Origin of the sequence: Pseudarthrobacter defluvii, from assembly GCF_030816725.1 — a bacterium.
Taxonomy (GTDB): Bacteria; Actinomycetota; Actinomycetes; order Actinomycetales; family Micrococcaceae; genus Arthrobacter; species Arthrobacter defluvii_A.
Map to the genome: position 1 here is coordinate 1,362,622 of NZ_JAUSYG010000001.1, position 20,935 is coordinate 1,383,556.

19 protein-coding genes are annotated in these 20,935 nt (G+C 66.1%); 10 read left to right on the top strand and 9 right to left on the bottom strand.

Annotation, left to right across the window (positions count from 1 at the left end; translation table 11 throughout):
- Positions 1-8: 8 nt before the first annotated feature.
- The 6 genes from QF031_RS06395 to QF031_RS06420 are packed head-to-tail and all read right to left on the bottom strand — an operon-like array spanning position 9 to position 5,177.
- Positions 9-1,301: a DUF58 domain-containing protein gene (locus QF031_RS06395; RefSeq protein WP_307425572.1), complete on the bottom strand. Its 1,293-nt coding sequence runs from the start codon at positions 1,299-1,301 to the stop codon at positions 9-11.
- The gene (locus QF031_RS06400; protein WP_307425575.1) at positions 1,301-2,314 is read right to left on the bottom strand and encodes an AAA family ATPase; all 1,014 of its coding nucleotides are present in this window, start codon (positions 2,312-2,314) and stop codon (positions 1,301-1,303) included. Before QF031_RS06400 ends, QF031_RS06395 begins: the two co-directional genes overlap by 1 nt.
- Positions 2,311-3,360, bottom strand: coding sequence for a DUF4350 domain-containing protein (locus tag QF031_RS06405; RefSeq protein WP_307425578.1), 1,050 nt, complete (start codon positions 3,358-3,360; stop codon positions 2,311-2,313). The genes QF031_RS06400 and QF031_RS06405 overlap by 4 nt, the downstream gene beginning before the upstream one ends.
- The gene (locus QF031_RS06410; RefSeq protein WP_307425581.1) at positions 3,357-3,536 is read right to left on the bottom strand and encodes a hypothetical protein; all 180 of its coding nucleotides are present in this window, start codon (positions 3,534-3,536) and stop codon (positions 3,357-3,359) included. The genes QF031_RS06405 and QF031_RS06410 overlap by 4 nt, the downstream gene beginning before the upstream one ends.
- Complete coding sequence (locus QF031_RS06415) at positions 3,533-4,168, bottom strand: DUF4129 domain-containing protein (protein WP_307425584.1); 636 nt, start codon at positions 4,166-4,168, stop codon at positions 3,533-3,535. Before QF031_RS06415 ends, QF031_RS06410 begins: the two co-directional genes overlap by 4 nt.
- Positions 4,158-5,177, bottom strand: coding sequence for a DUF7847 domain-containing protein (locus tag QF031_RS06420; protein ID WP_307433186.1), 1,020 nt, complete (start codon positions 5,175-5,177; stop codon positions 4,158-4,160). The genes QF031_RS06415 and QF031_RS06420 overlap by 11 nt, the downstream gene beginning before the upstream one ends.
- 694 nt (positions 5,178-5,871) lie before the next feature.
- Here QF031_RS06420 and mtrA point away from each other — a divergent pair.
- From mtrA to secA, 7 genes are all read left to right on the top strand, one after another.
- Complete coding sequence (gene mtrA / locus QF031_RS06425) at positions 5,872-6,546, top strand: MtrAB system response regulator MtrA (protein WP_307425586.1); 675 nt, start codon at positions 5,872-5,874, stop codon at positions 6,544-6,546.
- Positions 6,547-6,715: 169 nt separating this feature from the next.
- Positions 6,716-8,509: an MtrAB system histidine kinase MtrB gene (gene mtrB / locus QF031_RS06430; RefSeq protein ID WP_307433189.1), complete on the top strand. Its 1,794-nt coding sequence runs from the start codon at positions 6,716-6,718 to the stop codon at positions 8,507-8,509.
- On the top strand, positions 8,506-10,221 hold the full coding sequence (locus QF031_RS06435) for an LpqB family beta-propeller domain-containing protein (RefSeq protein WP_307425588.1): 1,716 nt from the start codon (positions 8,506-8,508) through the stop codon (positions 10,219-10,221). Before mtrB ends, QF031_RS06435 begins: the two co-directional genes overlap by 4 nt.
- Before the next feature lie 187 nt (positions 10,222-10,408).
- Complete coding sequence (locus QF031_RS06440) at positions 10,409-11,317, top strand: ComF family protein (RefSeq protein ID WP_307425592.1); 909 nt, start codon at positions 10,409-10,411, stop codon at positions 11,315-11,317.
- A gap of 144 nt (positions 11,318-11,461) precedes the next feature.
- Entirely contained in the window at positions 11,462-12,187 is a 726-nt protein-coding gene (hpf, locus tag QF031_RS06445) for a ribosome hibernation-promoting factor, HPF/YfiA family (protein WP_307425595.1), read from the top strand.
- A gap of 32 nt (positions 12,188-12,219) precedes the next feature.
- The gene (locus tag QF031_RS06450; RefSeq protein WP_307425597.1) at positions 12,220-13,431 is read left to right on the top strand and encodes a winged helix-turn-helix domain-containing protein; all 1,212 of its coding nucleotides are present in this window, start codon (positions 12,220-12,222) and stop codon (positions 13,429-13,431) included.
- A gap of 99 nt (positions 13,432-13,530) precedes the next feature.
- The gene (gene secA, locus QF031_RS06455; protein ID WP_307425599.1) at positions 13,531-16,272 is read left to right on the top strand and encodes a preprotein translocase subunit SecA; all 2,742 of its coding nucleotides are present in this window, start codon (positions 13,531-13,533) and stop codon (positions 16,270-16,272) included.
- 106 nt (positions 16,273-16,378) lie between these two features.
- Here secA and QF031_RS06460 read toward each other — a convergent pair whose 3' ends face one another.
- On the bottom strand, positions 16,379-16,891 hold the full coding sequence (locus tag QF031_RS06460) for an Rv3235 family protein (protein ID WP_307425602.1): 513 nt from the start codon (positions 16,889-16,891) through the stop codon (positions 16,379-16,381).
- Between the two features lie 99 nt (positions 16,892-16,990).
- Positions 16,991-17,863, bottom strand: a complete 873-nt coding sequence (locus QF031_RS06465; protein WP_307425606.1) for a LysM peptidoglycan-binding domain-containing protein — start codon at positions 17,861-17,863, stop codon at positions 16,991-16,993.
- 138 nt (positions 17,864-18,001) lie between these two features.
- Here QF031_RS06465 and QF031_RS06470 point away from each other — a divergent pair, with 138 nt between their 5' ends.
- Positions 18,002-18,565 (top strand): hypothetical protein, encoded by a 564-nt coding sequence (locus tag QF031_RS06470; RefSeq protein WP_307425609.1) that lies wholly within the window; start codon positions 18,002-18,004, stop codon positions 18,563-18,565.
- A 41-nt stretch (positions 18,566-18,606) separates the two neighbouring features.
- Here the strand turns inward: QF031_RS06470 and QF031_RS06475 are convergent, their stop codons facing one another.
- On the bottom strand, positions 18,607-18,822 hold the full coding sequence (locus tag QF031_RS06475) for a helix-turn-helix domain-containing protein (RefSeq protein ID WP_018768505.1): 216 nt from the start codon (positions 18,820-18,822) through the stop codon (positions 18,607-18,609).
- 152 nt (positions 18,823-18,974) lie between these two features.
- Between QF031_RS06475 and QF031_RS06480 the strand changes: the two genes are divergently transcribed.
- Positions 18,975-19,616 (top strand): hypothetical protein, encoded by a 642-nt coding sequence (locus tag QF031_RS06480; protein WP_307425615.1) that lies wholly within the window; start codon positions 18,975-18,977, stop codon positions 19,614-19,616.
- A complete protein-coding gene (locus QF031_RS06485) occupies positions 19,613-20,917 on the top strand; it encodes an AAA family ATPase (protein ID WP_307425618.1) in 1,305 nt (434 codons plus the stop codon). The genes QF031_RS06480 and QF031_RS06485 overlap by 4 nt, the downstream gene beginning before the upstream one ends.
- Positions 20,918-20,935: the final 18 nt, after the last annotated feature.

A 20,935-nucleotide genomic window follows, 5' to 3' on the forward strand; every position in this document is an offset into this window, starting at 1 on the left:
GCCTGTGATCACAATCTACCGGCAGCCTTGAGCCGGATGTACATGTCGGCAAGCCGGGGCGGCAGCTCGTGGGGCTCGGCGTCCACTACTTCCACCCCGTAGCGGCGCAGCTCGGCGGTGACCGCCGCGCGCTGGAGGAGGGCCCGCTCAGCCGCAGCCGCGCGGAAGACCCCGGTTGCATCATTGCGTTCCCTGAGCATGGCGCCCAGTTGCGGGTCGCGGACGGCTGCCACCACCACGACGTGCTGGCCGGCCAGCCGCTCGGCCACCGGCAGCAGGCCTTCTTCCGGGGCCCCGCTGTCCAGCGATGTCAGCAGCACCACGAGGGACCGGTGCGCGGATACCGCCCTGACCTGCGCAGGGACACCGGGCCAGTCCATCTCGATCAGTTCGGCGTCAAGCGGAGCCATGGCCTGGACCAGCCGGCCCAGAATGGTGCCCTGCCCGGCAGAGCCGGCGCGCGCCCGGGCCCTGCGGTCGAAGGCCACAAAGTCCACCCGGTCACCGCCACGTTCTGCCAGGACACCCAAGAGGAGCGCTGCCTCGATCCCGGTGTCCAGGCGCGTCTCATCACCGATCCTGGCCGCGGACGTGCGGGACGTGTCGAGGACCATCACCACCCGCCGGTCCCGTTCCGGGCGCCACGTCCGAACGACGACGGAGGAGCGCCTGGCGGTGGCGCGCCAGTCAATGGACCGGACATCATCCCCGCGGACGTAGTCACGCAGGGAGTCGAACTCGGTCCCGGCGCCGCGGATCTGCACGGCGGCCTTCCCGTCGAGTTCGCGCAGCTTCCGCAGCTTGGAGGGAAGATGCCGCCTGGAATGGAAGGGCGGCAGCACCCGCACCGAACCAGGGCATTCAATGGTGCGCTGGCGGGCAGCCAAGCGCAGCGGTCCGAAAGAGCGAAGCGTCACGTGCGGCGCCGCGAGGTCGCCCCGCCGGACCGGCCGGAGGCTGACCGCGTACCGCCTGCCTTCACCGGCCGGGACGTCGATGTCCTGGACCGGGTTCAGCGCACCGGCGGAGGGTTGCCAGCCATCCCGCAGTGTGCCGCGGAGCGGGCGGGTACCGCCGTTGCGGACCGTGAGGACGGCGTCCACCGAATTATTGAGCGTCACGTTTTCCGGTTCCGCACGGGTGATCCCGACCTTGCGCAGCGCTGCCGCGGACAGCAGGTCGGCAACCAGCAGGGCCGCGAGCACGGCGGCAGTGGCCAGTACGGTCAGCCACCCGGGAGACAGCAGGACCGGCACCAGGCCAAGCACCACCAGAGCCACGAACCGGCCCGAAATGGCCATCAGCGGGGAACGGGGACGGACGCGAGGATGCTGCCCAGGACGTCGTCCACACGGACCCCGTCCATCTGGGCTTCGGGCTGCAGCGCCACGCGGTGCCGCAGGCACGGCAGGGCCAGCGCTTTCACGTCGTCAGGCGTAACGAATGGACGGCCGGAGAGCCATGCCCAGGACCGGGAAGTGTTCAGCAGAGCGGTGGCACCGCGAGGTGAAACCCCGAGCTGGAACGAGGGGGCGGCCCTGGTTGCCCGCACCAGGTCAACGATGTAGCCGATGATTTCCGGCTCCACCGCCACACGGGTCACAGCCTCCCGCGCGCGCTCCAGGTCCGCTGCCCCTGCCACCGCCCTGACGCCCGCTGCTGCCAGGTCCCGGGGATCAAACCCGGCGGCATGGCGTCGGATGACTTCAATTTCGTCCCCGCGCCCGGGCAGCGGCATGGTGAGCTTGAGCAGGAACCGGTCCAGCTGTGCCTCGGGCAGGGGGTAGGTCCCCTCGTACTCCACCGGATTCTGGGTGGCCGCCACCAGGAACGGGGCGGGCAGCCGCCGGGACACTCCGTCAACGGATACCTGCCGCTCCTCCATGGCTTCGAGCAGTGACGCCTGCGTCTTTGGCGGGGTGCGGTTGATTTCATCCGCGAGCAGGAGGTTGGTGAAGACGGGCCCCTCCCTGAAACTGAACTCGGACGTGTGGGAGTCGTAAACGAGTGAACCGGTGACATCACCAGGCATGAGGTCGGGGGTGAACTGCACACGCTTGGTGTCCAGGCTCAGGGCGGAGGAGAGCGCACGGACCAGCAGGGTTTTGGCTACCCCGGGTACGCCCTCCAGCAGCACATGCCCCTGCGAAAGCAGGGCAATCAGGAGGCCGCTGACGGTGGCGTCCTGTCCCACCACTGCCTTTGCCACCTCCCGCCGGACAGCAAGGAGCGCCTGCCGTGCATCGTCGTCGTCCATGGGGCTGCCGGAGTTCCTTGCATTGAGGACTCCGGGGCCGCTGCTGTGTTCGCTCATCGCGTCATGACCTCTTTCTCGAGTGTGTCCAGGGCCTGCGACCAGGCCACCAGCCGGGCTTCGGTTGCAGGGCGTTCGCCAATCAGCGTGCGGATGGCCGCGGCGTCCCTGCCGAGGAGCCGGGCCGCCGCCGCTATGGTGTCCTCGGCCGTGGCGCCAGGGCCCAGCCGGAGCTTTCCGGAGAGCCGCACCAGCAGCCCGGCCCGCAGGTTGTCCCGGGCCTGGCCGATGGAGCGGGAATCCTGGTAGAGCCGCGCGCGCCCCTCGGCAGTCTCAACAGCCTTGACCACCACCGGCAGCGGCTCGAAGACCAGCGGACCGTGGCGGCGTCCGCGCCACACGACGGCCGCCACTGCCACCAGGAGCAACCAGGGACCCAGGAAGCGGGCCCAGCCCGGTGCGAGTTCATCGAGTGTTTTCCCGGATTCGCTCACTGCCACGTCCTCAAGCGAGGGCAGGTACCAGACGAGGTCCGGCGACGCGCCAAGCATCCGGATCGCCAGCGCGGCGTTGCCCAGTTCGTCCAGCTTGTCATTGCCCAGCACCGCCGCGCTGCCGAGCACGGCCAGCCGTCCGTCACCGCTGACCGCAAGCATCCCGGCGGTTCCTGCCGCACGGTAACAGGACGTCCCGCCGTCGTACACGAAGCCGCCTTGACCGGTGACCTGTCCCGCTGCCTCCGCATCCGGCTGGGCGCAGCCGGGCTCCAGGACCGGGAAGCCATCGGGAACCACACCGGCCTGGCGAATGCCGCCGTCAAGGGCGGCGAGGGTTTCCAACCTGGGGGAGACCACCACCACTTTGTCCGCGGCCGCCATCAGGGCGGCCACTTGCGGCTCGCCCAGGATCCCATTCCTGTCATAGAGCAGGAGGGTGGAGGAGCTGGAGCGCAGGTCATCCAGCGCGGCATCGAACCGCGCGGGTGTGTGGACGGTGACTCCGTGCCGGCCCAGGATTTCCGCGAGTGCCCTGGCACCGTCAGGCCGGGCATTGTGGACGGAGAGAGGCACCGTGTCGCCCTTGGGAGCGAGTTGCGTGCCGATCACGAGAGCCAGGGCAGCCACCACCACTGCGCGCCCGCTGCCGTCAGTCCGCGGTGCTGCCGCAGCCGGCCCACGAGCTTGCCGGCGTGAAAGCGGCGCTGTGGCGTGGCACCGGTGGTCCCTTCCAGAACGTCGGCCGGGCCCCGGGGGCTGGTTCCGGCAGTGGAGGGCCCGCTCATGACAGTTGTACCGCGCCGAGCGGGGCGGGCCTCGTCGCTTCCAATGCGGCGTCCAGCCCCACCATTTCCTGGTAGTCCGAGCTGCCGGCTGCCCTGTTCCCAAACCGGATGCCATCAAAGAGGGCCGCAGCCCGGGCCAGACGCGCGGCTTCGCTGTTGAAGGGCACGGACAGCGCACGTGCTGCTTCGTCCGCGGTGCGGCCCGGTTGCGGGTCCAGGATGGTGCGGTCTTCGGCGCTGCGGACCACCGCCCGGAAACGGTCGACGACGGCGTCCCCCCACTTCCCGGCTCCGGCCGCCGTTTCTGCACGGTTCCGGTAGTCCACGGCGGACATGGTTACTTCCCTTTCGAAGACGTCCCTGGCCTTCCTGGCGCGGGCATTCAGCCGGGGGCGGGCGAGGATGACGGCGGCTGCGATGATGGCCGCAATGACGAGGGCGATGACCGGGCTGGGCACCGGCGCGGCGTCTCCCGGGGAGCCGTCGAGTGACTGCAACCAGTCGAGGAAGTTCCGCCAGAGGGTGTCCAGCCAGGACGGGGCGGCCTCCCGGTATTCGGGTTTGGCCAGCTCCTCGGCGGCCCAGCGCCGTGCCTCGCCGGCATCTGGGAGCACGGGGGGTTCAGCGCCCATACGGCCATGCCCCGGGTGATCCTGGCGGCGTTCCGTACCCGGGGTACGCCGGGGTGCTGCCTGCCTGCGTTCCCCGTCCCGGCACGCCGCTGGGATCGGCGCCGGTCTCCATTTGGCGCAGCAGCGTGATGTCCAGGCCGTCCTTTCGCATCCGCAGGTCCATATAGAGCAGCGCCATGACGGACGTCTGGTACGCGTAAGCCACCGCGCCCACCAAGGCGCCGAGCACTGCTGTAACGATGCCCATGACGATGCCCAACGCGGCGTCCTGCCCGCTTCCGCCGTGCGGTGAGACAACCCCGGACAGGACCGTGGGAAGAATGCTTGCCGGAATAAGGACCACCTGGGTGATCACCCCGACCAGGATCCCCACCACCAAGGTGATGCCCAGGATGCGCCACCAGTTGGCCCGGGTCAGCTCCCAGGAGCGGCGGATTCCGGCAACGGCGCCGAGTTCTTCGACAACGACGGCGGCGGGGGCCACCATGACCTTGACCGCCACCCAGGCGGCCGCGACGCCGAAAGCCAGCATGAGGGGAAGGACCAGCAGCACGCCTGCGCCCCGCACGTTGGAGAACAGGAACACGATGACGGTAAAGAAGAGTGCCGCGGTGACGAGAACCGCCGCCACCAGCAGCGCCGCCAGCCTGATCAGGGCGCCGAAGCTCGGACGCGCCAGCGCCAGCATGCGGCGGAAGCCGGTGGGCCGGTTCAGGATGGACCGCGCCACGGGCACCACCATGGCGCCCTGGAGGACGGCTGAGATGAACACCGACAAGATGGACAGGACGGCGAAGCCAGCCATCATCCCGATCCCCAGGGAAGCGACGTCGGCACTGTTCGCCGTCTCTGCCCAGGCCTCGATGGATCTCGTCGAGGTGGCAAGGACCCCTGTGAGCACCGCCGCGAGGATGGCCGACAGGGACTGCGCCAGCAGGCTCGCGCCGAGCATCGCCTTGGCATTGCGCCTGATGGCCTGGAAGGATCCGTCCAGGACCTCCCCGAACATCAAGGGCCGCAGCGGGATGATGCCCGGTTTGGGTGGAGCTGCGTAGCGGGGCTGTCCGTAGGGTGAGGCCCCGTATCCAGGGGCTCCGGATGGCGCAACTGGGTACGGGGAGCCGTTATAAAGAGAGCCGCTTTGGCCCTGCCCGCCGTACGCCGGACCGCCGTAAGACCGGCCCGGGTTGGCCTGCCCACCGTACGGCTTACCGCCATAGGCCTGGCCTGGATCGGCCTGTCCACCGTAAGCGTGTCCGCCGTATGGAGAGCTGCCGGGGTACGGGTTGTTGCCTGAAGGTGGCTGTCCGGGTGGTTGCTGCCAGGAGGGTGGTTGCTGCCCGGACTGTGACTGCTGGCCTGGCATGGCCCAGGGCTGTTCCCACCCAGGCCCGCCTGGTCTGGGCGTCGCTGGACCGGACACCCCTTGTCCGGGCGTGGCTGCTGACGCAGGTTTGCCGCCGTCCGGCCCATCGACCGGCCGCTCCTGTGCGGGCTCTCCCGGCCCCGACTCCTGTGGTGACACTGATTCCTCCCCCAATACCAGTCCGCCTGGCCCGCGCATGCCGCCCGCCGGAGGGCGCGCACCGGCAGCGCGGAACATGACCCCAAGACTATAGTTCCGGCGTCGGACGGCCTAGTACCCCGCCATGCCGGAAGCCGCTCAACAGGACAAACCCATCCCGATAAGGGAATATATAGCTATGAAGGCACGCATTCTGGTGGTAGATGATGACGAGGCGCTGGCCGAGATGATTGGAATTGTCCTCCGCAATGACGGCTTCGAGCCGGTTTTTTGCGCCGACGGCGCCCAGGCGCTGGACGTCTTCCGGTCGTCGCGGCCGGACCTGGTCCTGCTCGACCTCATGCTTCCCGGCATGGACGGCATCGAGGTTTGCCGCCAGATCCGCGCTGAGTCGGACGTGCCGATCGTGATGCTGACTGCCAAGTCGGATACCTCCGACGTCGTCCGTGGGCTGGAATCCGGTGCCGATGACTACGTGCCGAAGCCCTTCAAGCCCGCCGAACTGGTGGCGCGCGTACGCGCCCGCCTTCGCCCCGGGGACCAGAAGGCGCCGGAAACGCTTCGGATCGCAGACATCACCATTGACGTCGCCGGCCACACCGTCAGCCGGGGCAGTGAGCGGATCTCCCTGACCCCGCTGGAATTCGATCTCCTGGTGGCACTGGCCCGCAAACCCTGGCAGGTCTTTACCCGGGAACTGCTGCTGGAGCAGGTGTGGGGCTACCGCCATGCTGCCGACACCAGACTGGTCAATGTCCATGTCCAGAGACTGCGGTCCAAGATCGAGCAGGACCCGGAAGCTCCGGAAGTTGTATTGACGGTTCGTGGTGTCGGCTACAAAGCAGGGGTCTGACCCCAACGCGGAGGACGGCGAACCGGACCAGCGCACCACCCCGCACTCTACGGGCACCGGCCTGAGCCGGAACACCGCGGGGAAGGACGTTGCGACCCGCGAGGGGTCAGCCGGGGAGCACAGCGCCCACGACGGCGCCGACCAAGGAACGTCCGGCGCCGGTGACGGCATCACCCCCGTCCTCAGGCATGTGGCCTTCCGGACCAGGATTTGGCAGCGGCGGGCCCTGATCGTGGCGCTGCGCGTGGCGAGGCTGGTCCGGACCGGTGTCCGCAGGTTCCTTCCCGGCTTGAGGTACCTTGGCCGCGCCCTGCACCAGCGCTGGCGCCGGTCCCTGCAGTTCCGCACGGTCCTCACCACCCTCCTGCTGGCCGTGACGTCGTTCGCCGTCGTGGGCGCTTACCTGTCCAGCCAGATTGCCAACAACCTGTTCCAGGAGCGGCTGACCCAGGCGGAGTCGGAGACCCGCTACAACGTCAAGCAGGTGCAGGACACGTTCGACGGCGCCCAGGTCACCGACCAGTCCAGCGTCATTACCTTGGTCTCGGACACGCTCAGCGCAGTGGAAGGCCGGGGTTCGGTGATTCAAAGACGCTACGTGTTTGAGGCCATGCCCAATCAGACCAAACCCCGCAACCGCTGGGTGGAATCACGTGCATCCGACCAACTGACTGTCAGTGTCATTCCACCGGAGCTTCGCAAGGCCGTCCAGGAATCGGGGAAGGACCAGTACTGGGCGTCCACCGTCATCCCGGTGGGCACGGAGGACCGGCCGGGAATCGCCGTCGGGAACAAAGTGACCTTCAACGGCACCGTCTACGAGCTTTACCTGATCTATGACCTGAACACAGCGCAGCAGACCCTCAACGAAATCCAAAGCGTCCTGTGGGCCGGCGGTGCTGTGTTGGTCCTCCTGATTGGTGCCGTGGCCTGGTACGTCACGCGCAACGTGGTCAGCCCGGTCAGCCACGCCGCCATGGTGTCGGAGAAGCTGGCAGCCGGGCAGCTGCAGGAGCGCATGGTGGTCAGGGGCGAGGACGAGGTGGCCCGCCTCGGCGCGTCCTTCAACCACATGGCGGCCAGCCTGCAGGAACAGATCACCCAGCTGGCGACGCTCTCGCAGATGCAGCAGCGCTTTGTCTCCGACGTCTCGCACGAACTGCGGACGCCGTTGACCACTGTCCGCATGGCAGCAGAAGTCCTCTACGACGCGCGTGACGATTTCGACCCCATCAACAAGCGGTCCGCGGAGCTGCTCTACAACCAGGTGGAGCGGTTCCAGTCCCTCCTCTCCGATCTCCTCGAAATCAGCCGCTTCGACGCGGGGGTGGCAATGCTGGATGCCGAACCGGAGGACCTGGTCCAGGTGATCGCACACGTCATCGAAGGAGCCGCGCCGGTGGCTGCGGAGTACGGTTCAGAGATCATTTTCGCGGCCCCCGATGGCGCCCTGGTTGTGGAGATGGACGCCCGGCGGATTGACAGGATTTTGCGGAACCTGATCCTGAACGCTGTGGAGCACGGCGAGGGCAAGCCGGTCACTGTCACGGTCGCAGCCAATGAAACTGCCGTGGGCGTCGCCGTGCGGGACCACGGAATCGGCATGGACCAGTCCCAGGCTGCCCGGGTTTTCGACAGGTTCTGGCGTGCCGATCCTGCCCGTGCCCGCACAACGGGCGGCAGCGGCCTCGGGTTGTCCATCGCCATGGAGGACACAAAGCTGCACCACGGATGGCTGCAGGCCTGGGGAAGGAAGGGCGACGGCGCCAACTTCCGTCTGACCCTTCCTTTGCGCCAGGATGTGGTGATCTCCGAGTCGCCCGTGCAACTGGAGCCCAAGGACGCGACCATTCCCGGGGCACCGGGAAGCATCCCGGCGGAACAGGACTACAAGAACATGCTGGTGCTGCAGACGGGAACCCCCAGGCCTGCTCCGGGCCGGGCACCTGAGGAGACACCATGAGCCCGGCTGCGCGTTACGCGAAGTACCCGGCCGCACTGTTGGCGTTGTTGATCGTCCTGCTGTCGGGCTGCGCGCGGATTCCCACGTCCGGCCCGGTGGGTAAGAGCAGCGAAAGCAGCGCGGGAAACGTCAGCGCACCAGTGTTCCTCCCGGCAGCGCCGCAGCAGGGCGCATCACCTGAGACCATCATCGACTACTTCTACCGGGCGGGCAGCGGCTACGAGGACGACTACGCGGTGGCCCGCCAATACCTGACCCAGGCCTCGGCTGTGTCCTGGAAGCCGGACAAGCGTGCGCTGGTGTACCGGGAGGCACGCGTTGTCCCCACGGGCGCCGAAAACGTCTTCAACTACGAATTGGACGTCTCATACACCGTGGACGCGGACGGCATCGCCACGCAATCGCCGCCGGGAACAGTGGAACGCATTCCCGTCACAGTGACACAGGTGGAGGGGGAGTGGCGGATCTCCGCGATTCCGGATGGCACCGCCATTGCCGAGGAGACGTTCAAGGTGATCTACGGGGCCTACCCCATCTACTTTTACGACCCCACCTTCACCTACGCCATCCCCGACGTCCGCTGGTTCCTGAAAAACAAGACCGTCAAGGCCATGACCAGCGCACTCCTGGCCGGGCCCGCTCCTTACCTTCGCGGCGCCGTCGTCAGCGCCTTCCCCTCCGGGATAAAGCTGGCACGTGAATCCGTGCCTGTGGTGTCCGGTGCCGCCCAGGTGGACCTGACGGCCAAGGAGCTGACGGAAACATCGGCTGAGGACCGGCTGCGCATGCAGATGCAGCTGACCCTGACATTCAGAAGCCAACCGGACGTGGTCAACGTTGAGCTGCGGGCCAACCAGGACCTGGTGCGGGTGGAGGACAACGGGTCCGTTCTTCCGCCCGTGCTGGACAAGACCGTGCCCTCGCGGCAGATCGCCATCAGCGGCAACGAGCTGGTGCGCTACGAGAACAACCGGGTGTCCCCGCTGCCCGACATGCAGCCGGTTTCCGCCCTCAACCCACGGTTTCCTGCCGAGTCGCCGGTATCGCAGGCTGCTGCTTTCCTCAATGAGGGCCGGACCACCCTCTACAGCATTAGCCCGGGGCAGCCGGCCCGCGCCCTCACCACCCGGAGCACCCTCAGCCCGCCGTCCATCAGCCTCAACGACTGGGTATGGACATCCGGGCCCGGCGCCACGGGTGCCACCGAGGTGGTGGCCTTCCACCCAGCCGGGGTGGCGGAAGGTGCAACAGTCCCGTCCGTCACCCTGGCACCCTCATGGCTTGCCGGGCGTACGGTGAAGGAACTGCGCATCTCGCGTGACGGCGTGCGCGCCCTGGTCATCTCCGAACAAAACGGCAAGTCCAGGGTGCAGGTAACGGGCCTGATCCGGGCTGGGGACGGCACACCCCGGGAGCTCACCGCGCCCATCACCCTTGTGACTTCCAGCGATCCCGACCAAGGGGTCTGGGTGAACGGCACCACCGTTGCGGTCATGAAGGGGTCTGCCGGTTCGAACGTCACGCCGGAACTGCTGTCCCTCACTTCCGGGCAGCCGCAGCAGCTGGCCCCCTGGCCGGGCCTGGTTGCCATCAGCGCCGGAAACGGCGCCGACGACATTTATGTGCAATCCGGGGAGGGGATTTTCCAGCGCCTCGGCAATGGCTGGTCGCCTCAGATCAAGGGGCCCATCGATCCTGCATTTCCGGGCTGACCCACGACTGCCCCGGCAACGGCGGGCTGTGGCCACCGCAATCCTCACCGACCTGGAGTTCCGCGCCTTTTCCACATAGCGGCAAGCTGACCGCCCGCTCGGCCGGGATCTGGACCACAGTGGGACTGTGATCGGCGTACCCCCAAGAGACGGCCCCGGGAATGGCGGCCGTCACGGAACCCATGCAATGGATCCGGACCTGGTCCCGCCCCTACCATCGGCACTGCACCGGGCTGAACACCAGTCCACCCATTTGCGCCTTCTCGACTGGGTGGCCGGCGCCGCGGAAGAACTCCTCGCTTTGGCCGTTCCGGTGGACTGCGTCTGCTGCGGATCGGAGGACCACAGTCTTTGCCCATCCTGCGCCAGCCGGATCCGCCGGCTGACCAGGAGGCCCTTCCGGGCGGAAAGCGCAGCACCGGCCCTGATGGACGTCAGCGGGACGGTCATGCTGCCAGTGGTGGCAGCAGGTGTGTACCGCGACGAGCTGGCCCAGGGGCTGCTGTCGTTCAAACGGCACGGACAATACCAGCTTGGCAAAAGCCTTGGCCGCGCGCTGGCCTCAGCAGTCAGGGCGGCAGCCCATGGCGGTAACGGGTTCCTGCTGATTCCGGTGCCCACCAGCACGTCCGCCTACGTCAGCCGCGGGTTTAGTCCCGTCCACCTTCTGCTTCGGCAGGCGGCACAGCAGCTGCCAGGTTTCGACGTTGCGGACGTTCTGCGCAAGGCCCCGGCATCCGGCCGCCTGCTTCCAGATTGGTGCGCTGGGCCCGTCAGCCGGAAAGCTGTGGGTGGCCAAAAAGGGCTCGGAAGGGGAGCCCGCTCACAGCGGGTCCGGGGATCCATGCGGGTCAGGCCCAGCACCCGGGCAAAGGTGTCCGGGCGCCCCTGCATCATCATCGACGACGTCCTGACCACGGGCGCCACCCTTGCCGAAGCAGCCCGGGCATTGCACCTCGCCGGCGCCCAGGTGAGGGGCGCCGTCGTGCTGGCGGCGACACGCCCGCCCGCCGCCCCAGAGACGGACGCGGCACCCGCGGCGCTGCCACGGAGCCACCACGACTTAGAAAAAAATAAACCGGGAAAGGATGAATAACGGGTGGCTATGAACTAACGTCTGAGGTGGGTACCAAGAACAGAATGTACCTTTCGATGGCGGCTCGGAGAGGGGCTCGACTGTCAGGCAGCCCGGCCCAAGGAAGTGCCGCCGTCGTGTCACCGAAGTCATTTGGAGGGCACCATGGAGTTTATGATCAGCGGACGAAATCTGACAGTTTCAGACCGGTTCCGCGAATACGCCGGGGAAAAGATCGCAAAGATCGAATCGCTGGGCGACAAAATCCAGCGGGTTGATACGAAGGTCTCCAAGGAGACCAATACCCGGCAAACCGGCGACCAGTTGACCGTCGAGGTGACAGTCCTGGGCCGGGGCCCCGTAATCCGTGCCGAAGCGAGCGCCGCAGACAAATTTGCCGCCTTTGACCTCGCCTACAACAAACTGCTTGAACGGCTCCGGCGGGCGAAGGACCGCAAAAAGGTCCACCATGGCCGCCACACGCCCAAGGCTGTCCGTGAAGCAACCGCCTCCCTTGAGCCAGCCAGCCCCCACGAACCGCTGTACCTTGAGGCCAACCGCAGGACCGAAACCGCCCAGGCGCCGGAAGAGAAATCCCCTTACGATGTCGAGAACGACATCCCGGCCGGAAATTCGCCGGTACTCATCCGGCGGAAAGTGTTTCCTGCTGCCTCCATGACGCTCGATGACGCCGTAGACAATATGGAACTCGTCGGCCACGACTTCTACCTCTTCGTTGACAAAGCGACCAACACCCCCTCCGTCGTGTACCGCCGCCGCGGCTGGACCTACGGAGTCATCACGCTCGATCATGAATGCGAGCCGGGGGACACCGCGGTGGAGGAAAAGGTGCTGGCCTACCGTTCCGATGACGCCGCCGCCAACGCTTAAGGTGGAACAAACCACCGCCAGAGAGGACCGAATTGTCAGCAACGCTGAGCCTTGACCAGGCACGGCGGATCGCATTGGCAGCGCAGGGACTCCATAAAGTACGGCCCACCGGCCCCGTGACAGCACGGGCGGTGGGCCGTACTTTTGCCCGACTGCAGCTCGTCCAGATCGATTCCGTGAACGTCCTGGTGCGTAGCCATTTCCTGCCCTTTTATTCCCGCCTTGGCAATTACGACCGCGACATCCTCCAACGCATGTCAGCCAGCCATCCGCGCCGGATGCTCGAGTACTGGGCGCACGAGGCGAGCTATATCCGGCCGGAGCATTACCAGGATCTGCTTCCCTGGCAAAAGCGGTCCTGGGTGGGCGCCTCCCGGCTGGACCCGGTGATCCGTGATGACGTCGCGGCCCGGATCCTGGCAGTCCTCGCCCGGTCGCGGCCCCTGACTGCCTCAGAACTGACGGCACGGCTGGGCCACGTGGAGGAGAAACAGTCCGCCAACTGGGGATGGAACTGGAACGCCGTAAAACGGGTGCTGGAAGACCTCTTCGAAGAAGGCGTGATATCGGCGGCGTCCAGGACCGGGCAATTCGAGCGCAGGTACACGCTCACTGCGAAGGTCCTGCCGTACCAGGCCGCTGCAGTAGGCGAGGTGGATCCAACTGCTGCACTCGACCGGCTCACCGAGGCGGCGGCACGGGCACACGGCATCGGCAGCATCCGCTGCTTCGCCGACTACTTCAGGACGCCGGTCAAGGCCACGGCCCTGGCCGTCGAGCACCTGGTGCAGCAAGGCAGGCTGGAACCCGTCACGGTCGCCGGCTGGGGCCGGGACGTCTTCCGGCACGTGGAAGCGGCACTGCCACGGCGTGCAACCGGGCGGGCCCTGCTGAGCCCTTTTGATTCCCTGGTCTTCGAGCGCCGGCGCCTTTGGGAACTGTTCGGCTTCCATTACCGGATCGAGATCTACACCCCCGAGCCAAAGCGGCGATTCGGCTACTACGTCCTGCCTTTCCTGCTGCGCGACCGGATCGTGGCACGGGTGGACCTGAAAGCGGACCGGATGGGCGGCCGCCTGCTGGTGAGGTCCGCATTTGCCGAGCCTGACGCGCCGGTGGACACCGCCGTCGAACTCGCTGCCGAGCTGAAGCTCATGGCCCAATGGCTTGGCCTGCCTGACGTGGAGGTGGCGCAGGCAGGGGACCTGGCCCCCGGGCTTGCGCAGGAGCTGGCGCGTGCGTAAGGAGTATCCGCTCTGAGGGAAAAGGGGCACCGGGCGCGTGTGTCTCCCGTAGACTGAACACGCCAGAATTCGGCGGCATCAGACTGGGAGCATCTTCACGTGGCATCACTTATCGAAAAAATTCTCCGCACGGGTGACAAAAGAACACTCCGGCAGCTGCGGAACTATGCCGACTCCATCAACGCCCTCGAAGACTCATTCAAGACCTTCACCGACGCCGAGCTGCGTGAGGAGACTGACCGTCTCCGCGAACGCCACCAGGACGGTGAAAAACTCGACGACCTGCTTCCGGAGGCCTTTGCCGCGGTGCGGGAAGCGTCCTCCCGCACCCTGGGGATGCGCCACTTCGATGTCCAGCTGATGGGCGGCGCTGCCCTGCACCTGGGCAACATCGCTGAAATGAAGACCGGTGAAGGCAAGACCCTGGTGGCGACCGCTCCCGCCTACCTGAACGCCCTCACCGGCAAGGGCGTGCACGTGGTCACCGTTAACGACTACCTCGCCGAATACCAGTCCGAGCTCATGGGCCGCGTTTACCGTTTCCTCGGGCTCACCAGCGGTGTCATCCTCGCCAACCAGGACCCGGCCGTACGCCGGCAGCAGTACGCCGCAGACATCACCTACGGAACCAATAACGAGTTCGGGTTCGACTACCTGCGCGACAACATGGCCTGGGACCGGAACGAACTGGTCCAGCGCGGCCATAACTTCGCCATCGTTGACGAAGTTGACTCCATCCTTATCGACGAGGCCCGCACGCCGCTGATCATCTCCGGCCCCGCCCAGGGGGATACCAACCGCTGGTACAGCGAATTCGCCAAAGTCGTGCTCCGGCTCCAGCCCGAGAAGGACTACGAAGTCGATGAAAAGAAACGCACCGTGGGCGTCCTGGAGAGCGGCATTGAAAAGGTAGAGGACTACCTCGGCATCACCAACCTCTACGAATCCGCAAACACCCCTCTCATCGGCTTCCTGAACAACGCCATCAAGGCCAAGGAACTGTTCAAGCGGGACAAGGACTACGTCATCCTGGATGGCGAAGTGCTGATTGTCGACGAGCACACCGGCCGCATCCTCGCCGGACGCCGCTACAACGAAGGCATGCACCAGGCGATCGAGGCCAAGGAAGGCGTCGAGATCAAAGCGGAAAATCAGACCCTGGCCACCGTGACGCTGCAGAACTACTTCCGCATGTACGGCAAGCTTTCCGGCATGACGGGTACCGCCGAAACTGAGGCGGCAGAGTTCATGAGCACCTACAAGCTGGGCGTTGTGGCCATCCCCACCAACCGGGACATGCAGCGGATCGACCAGTCTGACCTCGTGTTCAAGAATGAAGTAGTGAAGTTCGACGCCGTCGTTCGCGACATCGCCGAACGGCATGAAAAAGGCCAGCCCGTCCTCGTTGGCACCACCAGCGTGGAGAAGAGCGAGTACCTGTCGAAGCTGCTCGCCAAGGAAGGCGTCCGCCATGAGGTCCTGAACGCCAAGAACCATGCCCGCGAAGCTGCCATCATTGCCCAGGCGGGCCGGAAGGGTGCCGTCACCGTGGCCACCAACATGGCCGGCCGCGGCACTGACATCATGCTGGGCGGCAACGCCGAATTCACTGCCGTCGCGGAGCTCGCCAAACGCGGGCTGGATCCGGAGGAGAATTCCGAAGAGTACGAGGCCGCGTGGCCTGCTGCCCTCGAAGCAGCCAAGCAGTCCGTGAAGGATGAACACGAGGAGGTCCTGGACCTCGGAGGGCTCTACGTCCTGGGCACCGAACGCCACGAGTCGCGCCGCATCGACAACCAGCTCCGCGGCCGCTCCGGCCGCCAGGGCGACCCCGGTGAATCACGGTTCTACCTGTCGCTGACCGATGACCTGATGCGGCTCTTCAACTCCGGAGCCGCAGAACGGCTGATGAACAGTTCCGTCCCGGACGACGTGGCGCTGGAATCGAAGCTCGTTTCGCGGGCCATCGCTTCGGCCCAGGGACAGGTGGAAGGCCGCAACGCCGAGCAGCGCAAGAATGTGCTTAAGTACGATGACGTTCTTAACCGCCAGCGTGAGGCCATCTACAGTGACCGCCGGCGCATCCTTGAAGGCGACGACCTGCACGAGAAGGTGCAGTTCTTCGTGGAGGACACCATCACGGCACTGATCGATGCAGCAACGGCAGAAGGCAACGGCGACGACTGGGACTTCCACCAGCTGTGGACGAACCTCAAGACGCTCTACCCGGTCAGCGTTACTGCTGAAGACATCATCGAAGAGGCCGGCGGCAAGTCCAGGCTCACCGTGGAAATGCTGAAGGAGGAAATCCTCTCCGACGCCCGCCTGGTGTACCAGGCCCGCGAGGAGGCAATAGGTTCCGAAAGCATGCGCGAGCTTGAGCGCCGGGTGGTGCTTTCCGTCATTGGCCGCAAGTGGCAGGAACACCTCTACGAGATGGACTACCTCAAGGAGGGCATCGGCCTGCGGGCCATGGCGCAGCGCGATCCGCTGGTGGAGTACCAGCGCGAAGGTTTCGCCATGTTCCAAAGCATGATGGAAGCCATCCGGGAGGAAAGTGTCGGGTTCCTCTTCAACCTCGAGGTGGAAGTAACACCTGCCCAGGACATCGTTGTGCAGGACGCTGCCGGCGGGCACACGGAACACGTGGACCCACAGGTTCGCGCCGCCGGCCTGGAAGCTCCCGAGAAGCCTGCGCAGCTGCAGTACACCGCTCCCAGCGAGGGCGGCGGAACCCAGACCCGGGTGGAAACCCGGACCGGGGGAGGACGCTCCGGAAACCCGGCCAAGGCTGCAGCCCAGGATGCCGCCAAACGGCCCGGGAAGAAGAAAAAGCGATAGCAACACCGCCAGAGGTATTGGCGGCAGCAACCAGGGCAGGGATGCAAATCCCTGCCCTGGTTGCTGCCGCCTTGTTGTATCTCCGCCACACCCGTTCTTCCGGACGTCAGCCGATGACCAGTTCGACGATCCGCCATACCTGTTTGCTCCGTTCGATCCGGACAGCAACAGCACGGGCGCGCACGTCATCCACCACCACAGCACTGGCCTCATAGATCCCGTCGGCCACCTCGCACAAGCGTACCGAGCGGACAATCGAATTCCGGTGGAGCCGGGCCAGCGCCGGATTGCCGGTCCTGGTTAGTTCGCGCCTAATCAGTGCTGCGCGGTGCTGCAGCGATGCAAGGCACTGCGGATCAAGGCGACGGGCCAGCTGGTGGACGGGGCGGACTCCGGCCAGGACCTCCATGGACGCCTGAATCGTACCCCGCGTGATCGCCCTGACTTCCGCCGCCTCACTGACGGCCTGAAGGGATGGCTTCGCCCCGGGCGGCCGGAGCGGCGGCGCCGGTAATGGACCTGGCACCGGTGCAGGACGGGTCCCTGCAATGCCCCTACCGCCGTTTGCCGTGCCGGTGGCCAGCCCCTGGACGGCCCGGACGGGTGTCGCTGCAGTCATGGTGTTCCCCTAGCTTTAGATCGTCTGGTGGGTTGCGTGATCGGCCGGGCCATTCGAGCTGGCCGGTTGGAATTCGTTGTTGCCCTGCAGGGGGCGTGCCTACGACGCCGCAGGCGCCTGCAGGATTTGTCCGGGAAGCAGGACGTCGGGGCTTTCGCCGATTAGTCGGCGGTTCGCCGCGTACCAACGCGGCCATTCAAGGGCTATGTCTACGTCCGATGCCTCGGGTCCCAGGTGGGTTGCCACGATGTCCCATAAGGTGTCGCCGGCCAGCACAGTCACTGCAGTTGCGTCCCCACCCGTGGCCGCGGCGGAGCTGCTTCTCGTCTCCGGTCCGGCCAGCAAGCCGGGTTCCACCACTGGGGGAGCGGGCTGCCATCCCGGGTTTAACGTGGCCTCGGAGAGCTGGCTGCGTGAGTTTTGCGCCATGACGGGGCCCTCCTGGTTGGCTGACGCATCGTCGCCCGTGCCCGATGGCGTCGGGACCCACGCGCCCGAAGCGCCCACGCCCTCGCTGGTCCCGGCGACACTGTTGCTGGCCGCAGGGTCCGATGGTGCCGACGACGAATATGCCGGTGTTGGTGTCCATTCAGGTCCGGGCGTGGCAGGCGCAGCGTTTGCAGCGGCGCCGGCCACCAGCTGCAGCGAGAATGCCGCCACCACCGCCCGCTGCATGAATCGGGGAGACAGCCTGCGGGCGGCGGCTGCAGCCCGGCGTCGTCCCAGACGGTCCAGGAGAACCGACGCACCCGCGGTGAGGATCGAAAAGACCCACCACAGCAGAAGGCCCATGCCGGTCGCCGCTGCGGCCGCACCCAGGAGCACACCCACGGGTGCGTCCTGGTGACGGGCTGCCGAGTCCTGCCATTGCCCTAGCAGGCCAACACCGAGGAAGCAGAGCAATACGCCAGACACCAGAAGCGCCAGCACCATGAAGGTGTCGGACCACCCTGCCTCTTCGGAGCGTGCCATTACTTCTCCTTTAATGTTGTTTGATGCTGTTTGTTGTCACTTGATCAAGTCTGGTGGCGGTACAGCATGTTTGTCCATATGTTGGAAAGAAAAAGATGGGACGTTGACGGGCCCGCCGACGCACCCTACGCTGGCGGGATGCGCTGGGATGCTCTTTTCAATGACATGGAAAGCCAGTTCGCCGAGGCCGACCGGCTGGCGCTTGACAGCGAGATCAATGAGCGGACGCGGGCCGAGTTGGTCGGCCTCCCGCTCGAGCACCGGCTGCGTGCGGCGGTCGGCTACCGGATCGGTGTCCACCTGTTGTGCGGAGAATCAGCGCATGGGGAACTCAGGCATGCAGGAGCTGACGCGCTGGTCCTCGATGAAGACCAGCACCAGGTGCTCATCCCCTATGCGGCCGCGGCGCGTTATGTCGGCCTGGGCAGGCATGCGCTGCCGGAGAACTCACCGGTCCGCCGGTCAATTGGACTTGCCCATTCCCTGCGTGGCCTCGCCCGCGACCGCACGGAGCTATCGGTGACTCTCGGCGGAGGAGCGGCTGCAGTGCGGCTGTCCGGCGTCATCGACCGTGTCGGCAGGGACTACATAGACCTGGCCTCGGTCAGCCCCGGAGAGGCGAGGCGTAGCCAAAGCGTCAGCCAGGTCTCGGCCATCCCTTTCACTGCCCTGGCGATGATCAGGTCGCATAAGCCCGGCTGATTCAGTCTTCGGCCTCGTGGCGGCATACCCGGGAGAGTGCCTCACACAGACTTGGAGCGGGACTCCTGGATCATGCGGCTGGCCTCGGCGTAGCGTTCCTCGATGTACTGCTCCAGCATCTTCTCTTCCACCCGCCATTGCCCGCGGCCGCCCACCTGGATGGCCTTCAGCTCGCCGCTGCGGACCAAAGCGTACGCGGCAGGGGAGTTAATCTGGAGCTGCTCTGCGACATCCGCAAGCGTGAGGAACCGTGGCATGCAACCATTTTGCCATCAAGTGGCGCCTAGTGTGGCTGTTATCCACAGTTTGGCGGCATTTACATAATTGACTTTTGTTCCCGTGGCCTTGCAGTAACAATGAGGAGTCCGGCCAGAGCGGGCAGGTCCGGTGTACCTAGGGGGAGAACGGTATGGTTCCTGAGTCAAGTGCCACAGCAGCGCGGCTGAAGCGCCCCTCGTGGAAGGACCCGCGGCTATTGGTGGGCGTTCTCCTGGTCCTGGTGTCCGTTGCGGGCGTCATCTTCCTTGTTGGCAGTGCCGACCGCACCACCGAGGTCTATGCAGCACGGGACGGCATTGCTGTCGGTGAGCGGCTGACGCCGGAGAACGTGGTCCGTGCAAAGGTCCGGCTGGGCGAAACGGAACAGCACTACATCACGGTAGAGGCCGGTTTGCCCCAGGATGTGGTCGCCATGCAGAGAATTGCCAAGGACCAGCTTGTTCCCAGGGCAAGCCTTGGTGCGGTGGACCAGTTGAACCGGAAGCCCGTTGCCCTCAGCATCGGGCAGACTCTGCCGTCGCAGGCAGTCGCCGGCGCCCGCGTGGACGTCTGGGTGGCCCAGCCGGACGCGAAGAATGGATACAGCGAGCCGAAGCTCATCCTGCCCGGAGCTGAAATCGCAGAGGTCACCACAGGGTCCACGGCCCTCGGATCATCGAAAACCACAGTCCTGATGGTCCTGGTCGAGGACAAGCAAATGCCTGCCTTGCTTGGCGCACAGGCAAACGAGGCGAAGATCTCCGTGGTGTGGAATCCGGGCGGGGCCCGATGAACATCCCCGTCGTCACTGTCGGCCAAAGCCGTGAAGACCTGGTGGGCGGTCTCGAAAGACTGCACGGTCCGGTCACCGTGGTGCGGCGGTGCGCTGAACTTCCCGAACTGCTGGCGGCCTGTCAGAGCGGGCTTGCACGGGCCGCAGTGGTGGCCGATGGCTGTGAGGGGTTGACGGCTTCCCTGGTGGACCGCCTCGGAGCGGTGGGGGTTGCGATCATCGCACTGACCGACAATGCAGAGGAGGCAGCGAGGCTCCGCAAAATCGGCGTTGCCTCTGCGTTGACCGGCGTTGCCTCTGCGGAGCTTTCCGACAGAATTGCCGACGCTGTCGCCCAGCTTACCGGCGCGGTGCGTCCGCCCAGCCTCAGCGCGGCAGCTGATACCGGAGCTGCGCTCGCCACAGATCCAGCCGAGCCGGAGCCGGAGGCGGAAGGGCATGGGGCTGGGAGGCTCATCGCCGTCTGGGGTCCAGCGGGGTCACCCGGAAGGACCACGGTGGCGGTGAACATCGCCGGGGAGATGGCGGCCGACGGTCTGGATGTCCTCCTGGTCGACGCCGACACGTACGGCGCGAGCGTGGCGGCGGTGCTGGGTCTCCTCGATGAGTCGGCGGGGCTTGCGCAGGCGTGCCGGCTCGCGGACCAGGGGCAGCTGGATGTGGATGCACTGCGGAAAGTAGCAGCCACCGTCTCTACAGCATCCGGACAATTCCGGGTGCTGACGGGCATTACCCGGGCCGACCGATGGACAGAACTCCGTGCCACCGCCCTGGCGCTGGTCCTTGAGCGGGCCCGGCAAATGGCCGACGTCGTTGTGGTCGACACCGGCTTTTGCCTGGAAGCCGATGAGGAAATCAGCTTCGACACCATCGCGCCGCGACGGAACGCTGCCACACTGCGTCCCCTGGAATTGGCGGACACCGTCTATGCCATCGGGGCTGCCGATCCCGTGGGCGTGCCCCGGATGGTGCGTGCGCTCGCAGAGCTCGGGGGTGCGGTTCCCCAGGCATCACCTACTGTCGTGATGAACAAAGTCCGGTCCTCGTCGGTGGGGAGGGACCCCGAGCGCCAGCTGCGCGAGGCATGGGAACGGTATGGCCCGGCGTGGGAACTCAAGGCGTTCCTGCCCCACGATCCTGGAGCGGCCGATTCTGCGCTCCTGTCTGGAGCCCTCCTGCTGGAGGCTGCGCCTGAGTCGGCATTGCGGCGGTCGGTCCGCCAACTGGTTTGTGCACCCGCCCAGCAAAAGCGGAAATCATCTGTATTTTCTTCCACTCCACGGCGGAGGGCGAAGGACTAGGCTCGCCATAAGAGCTGC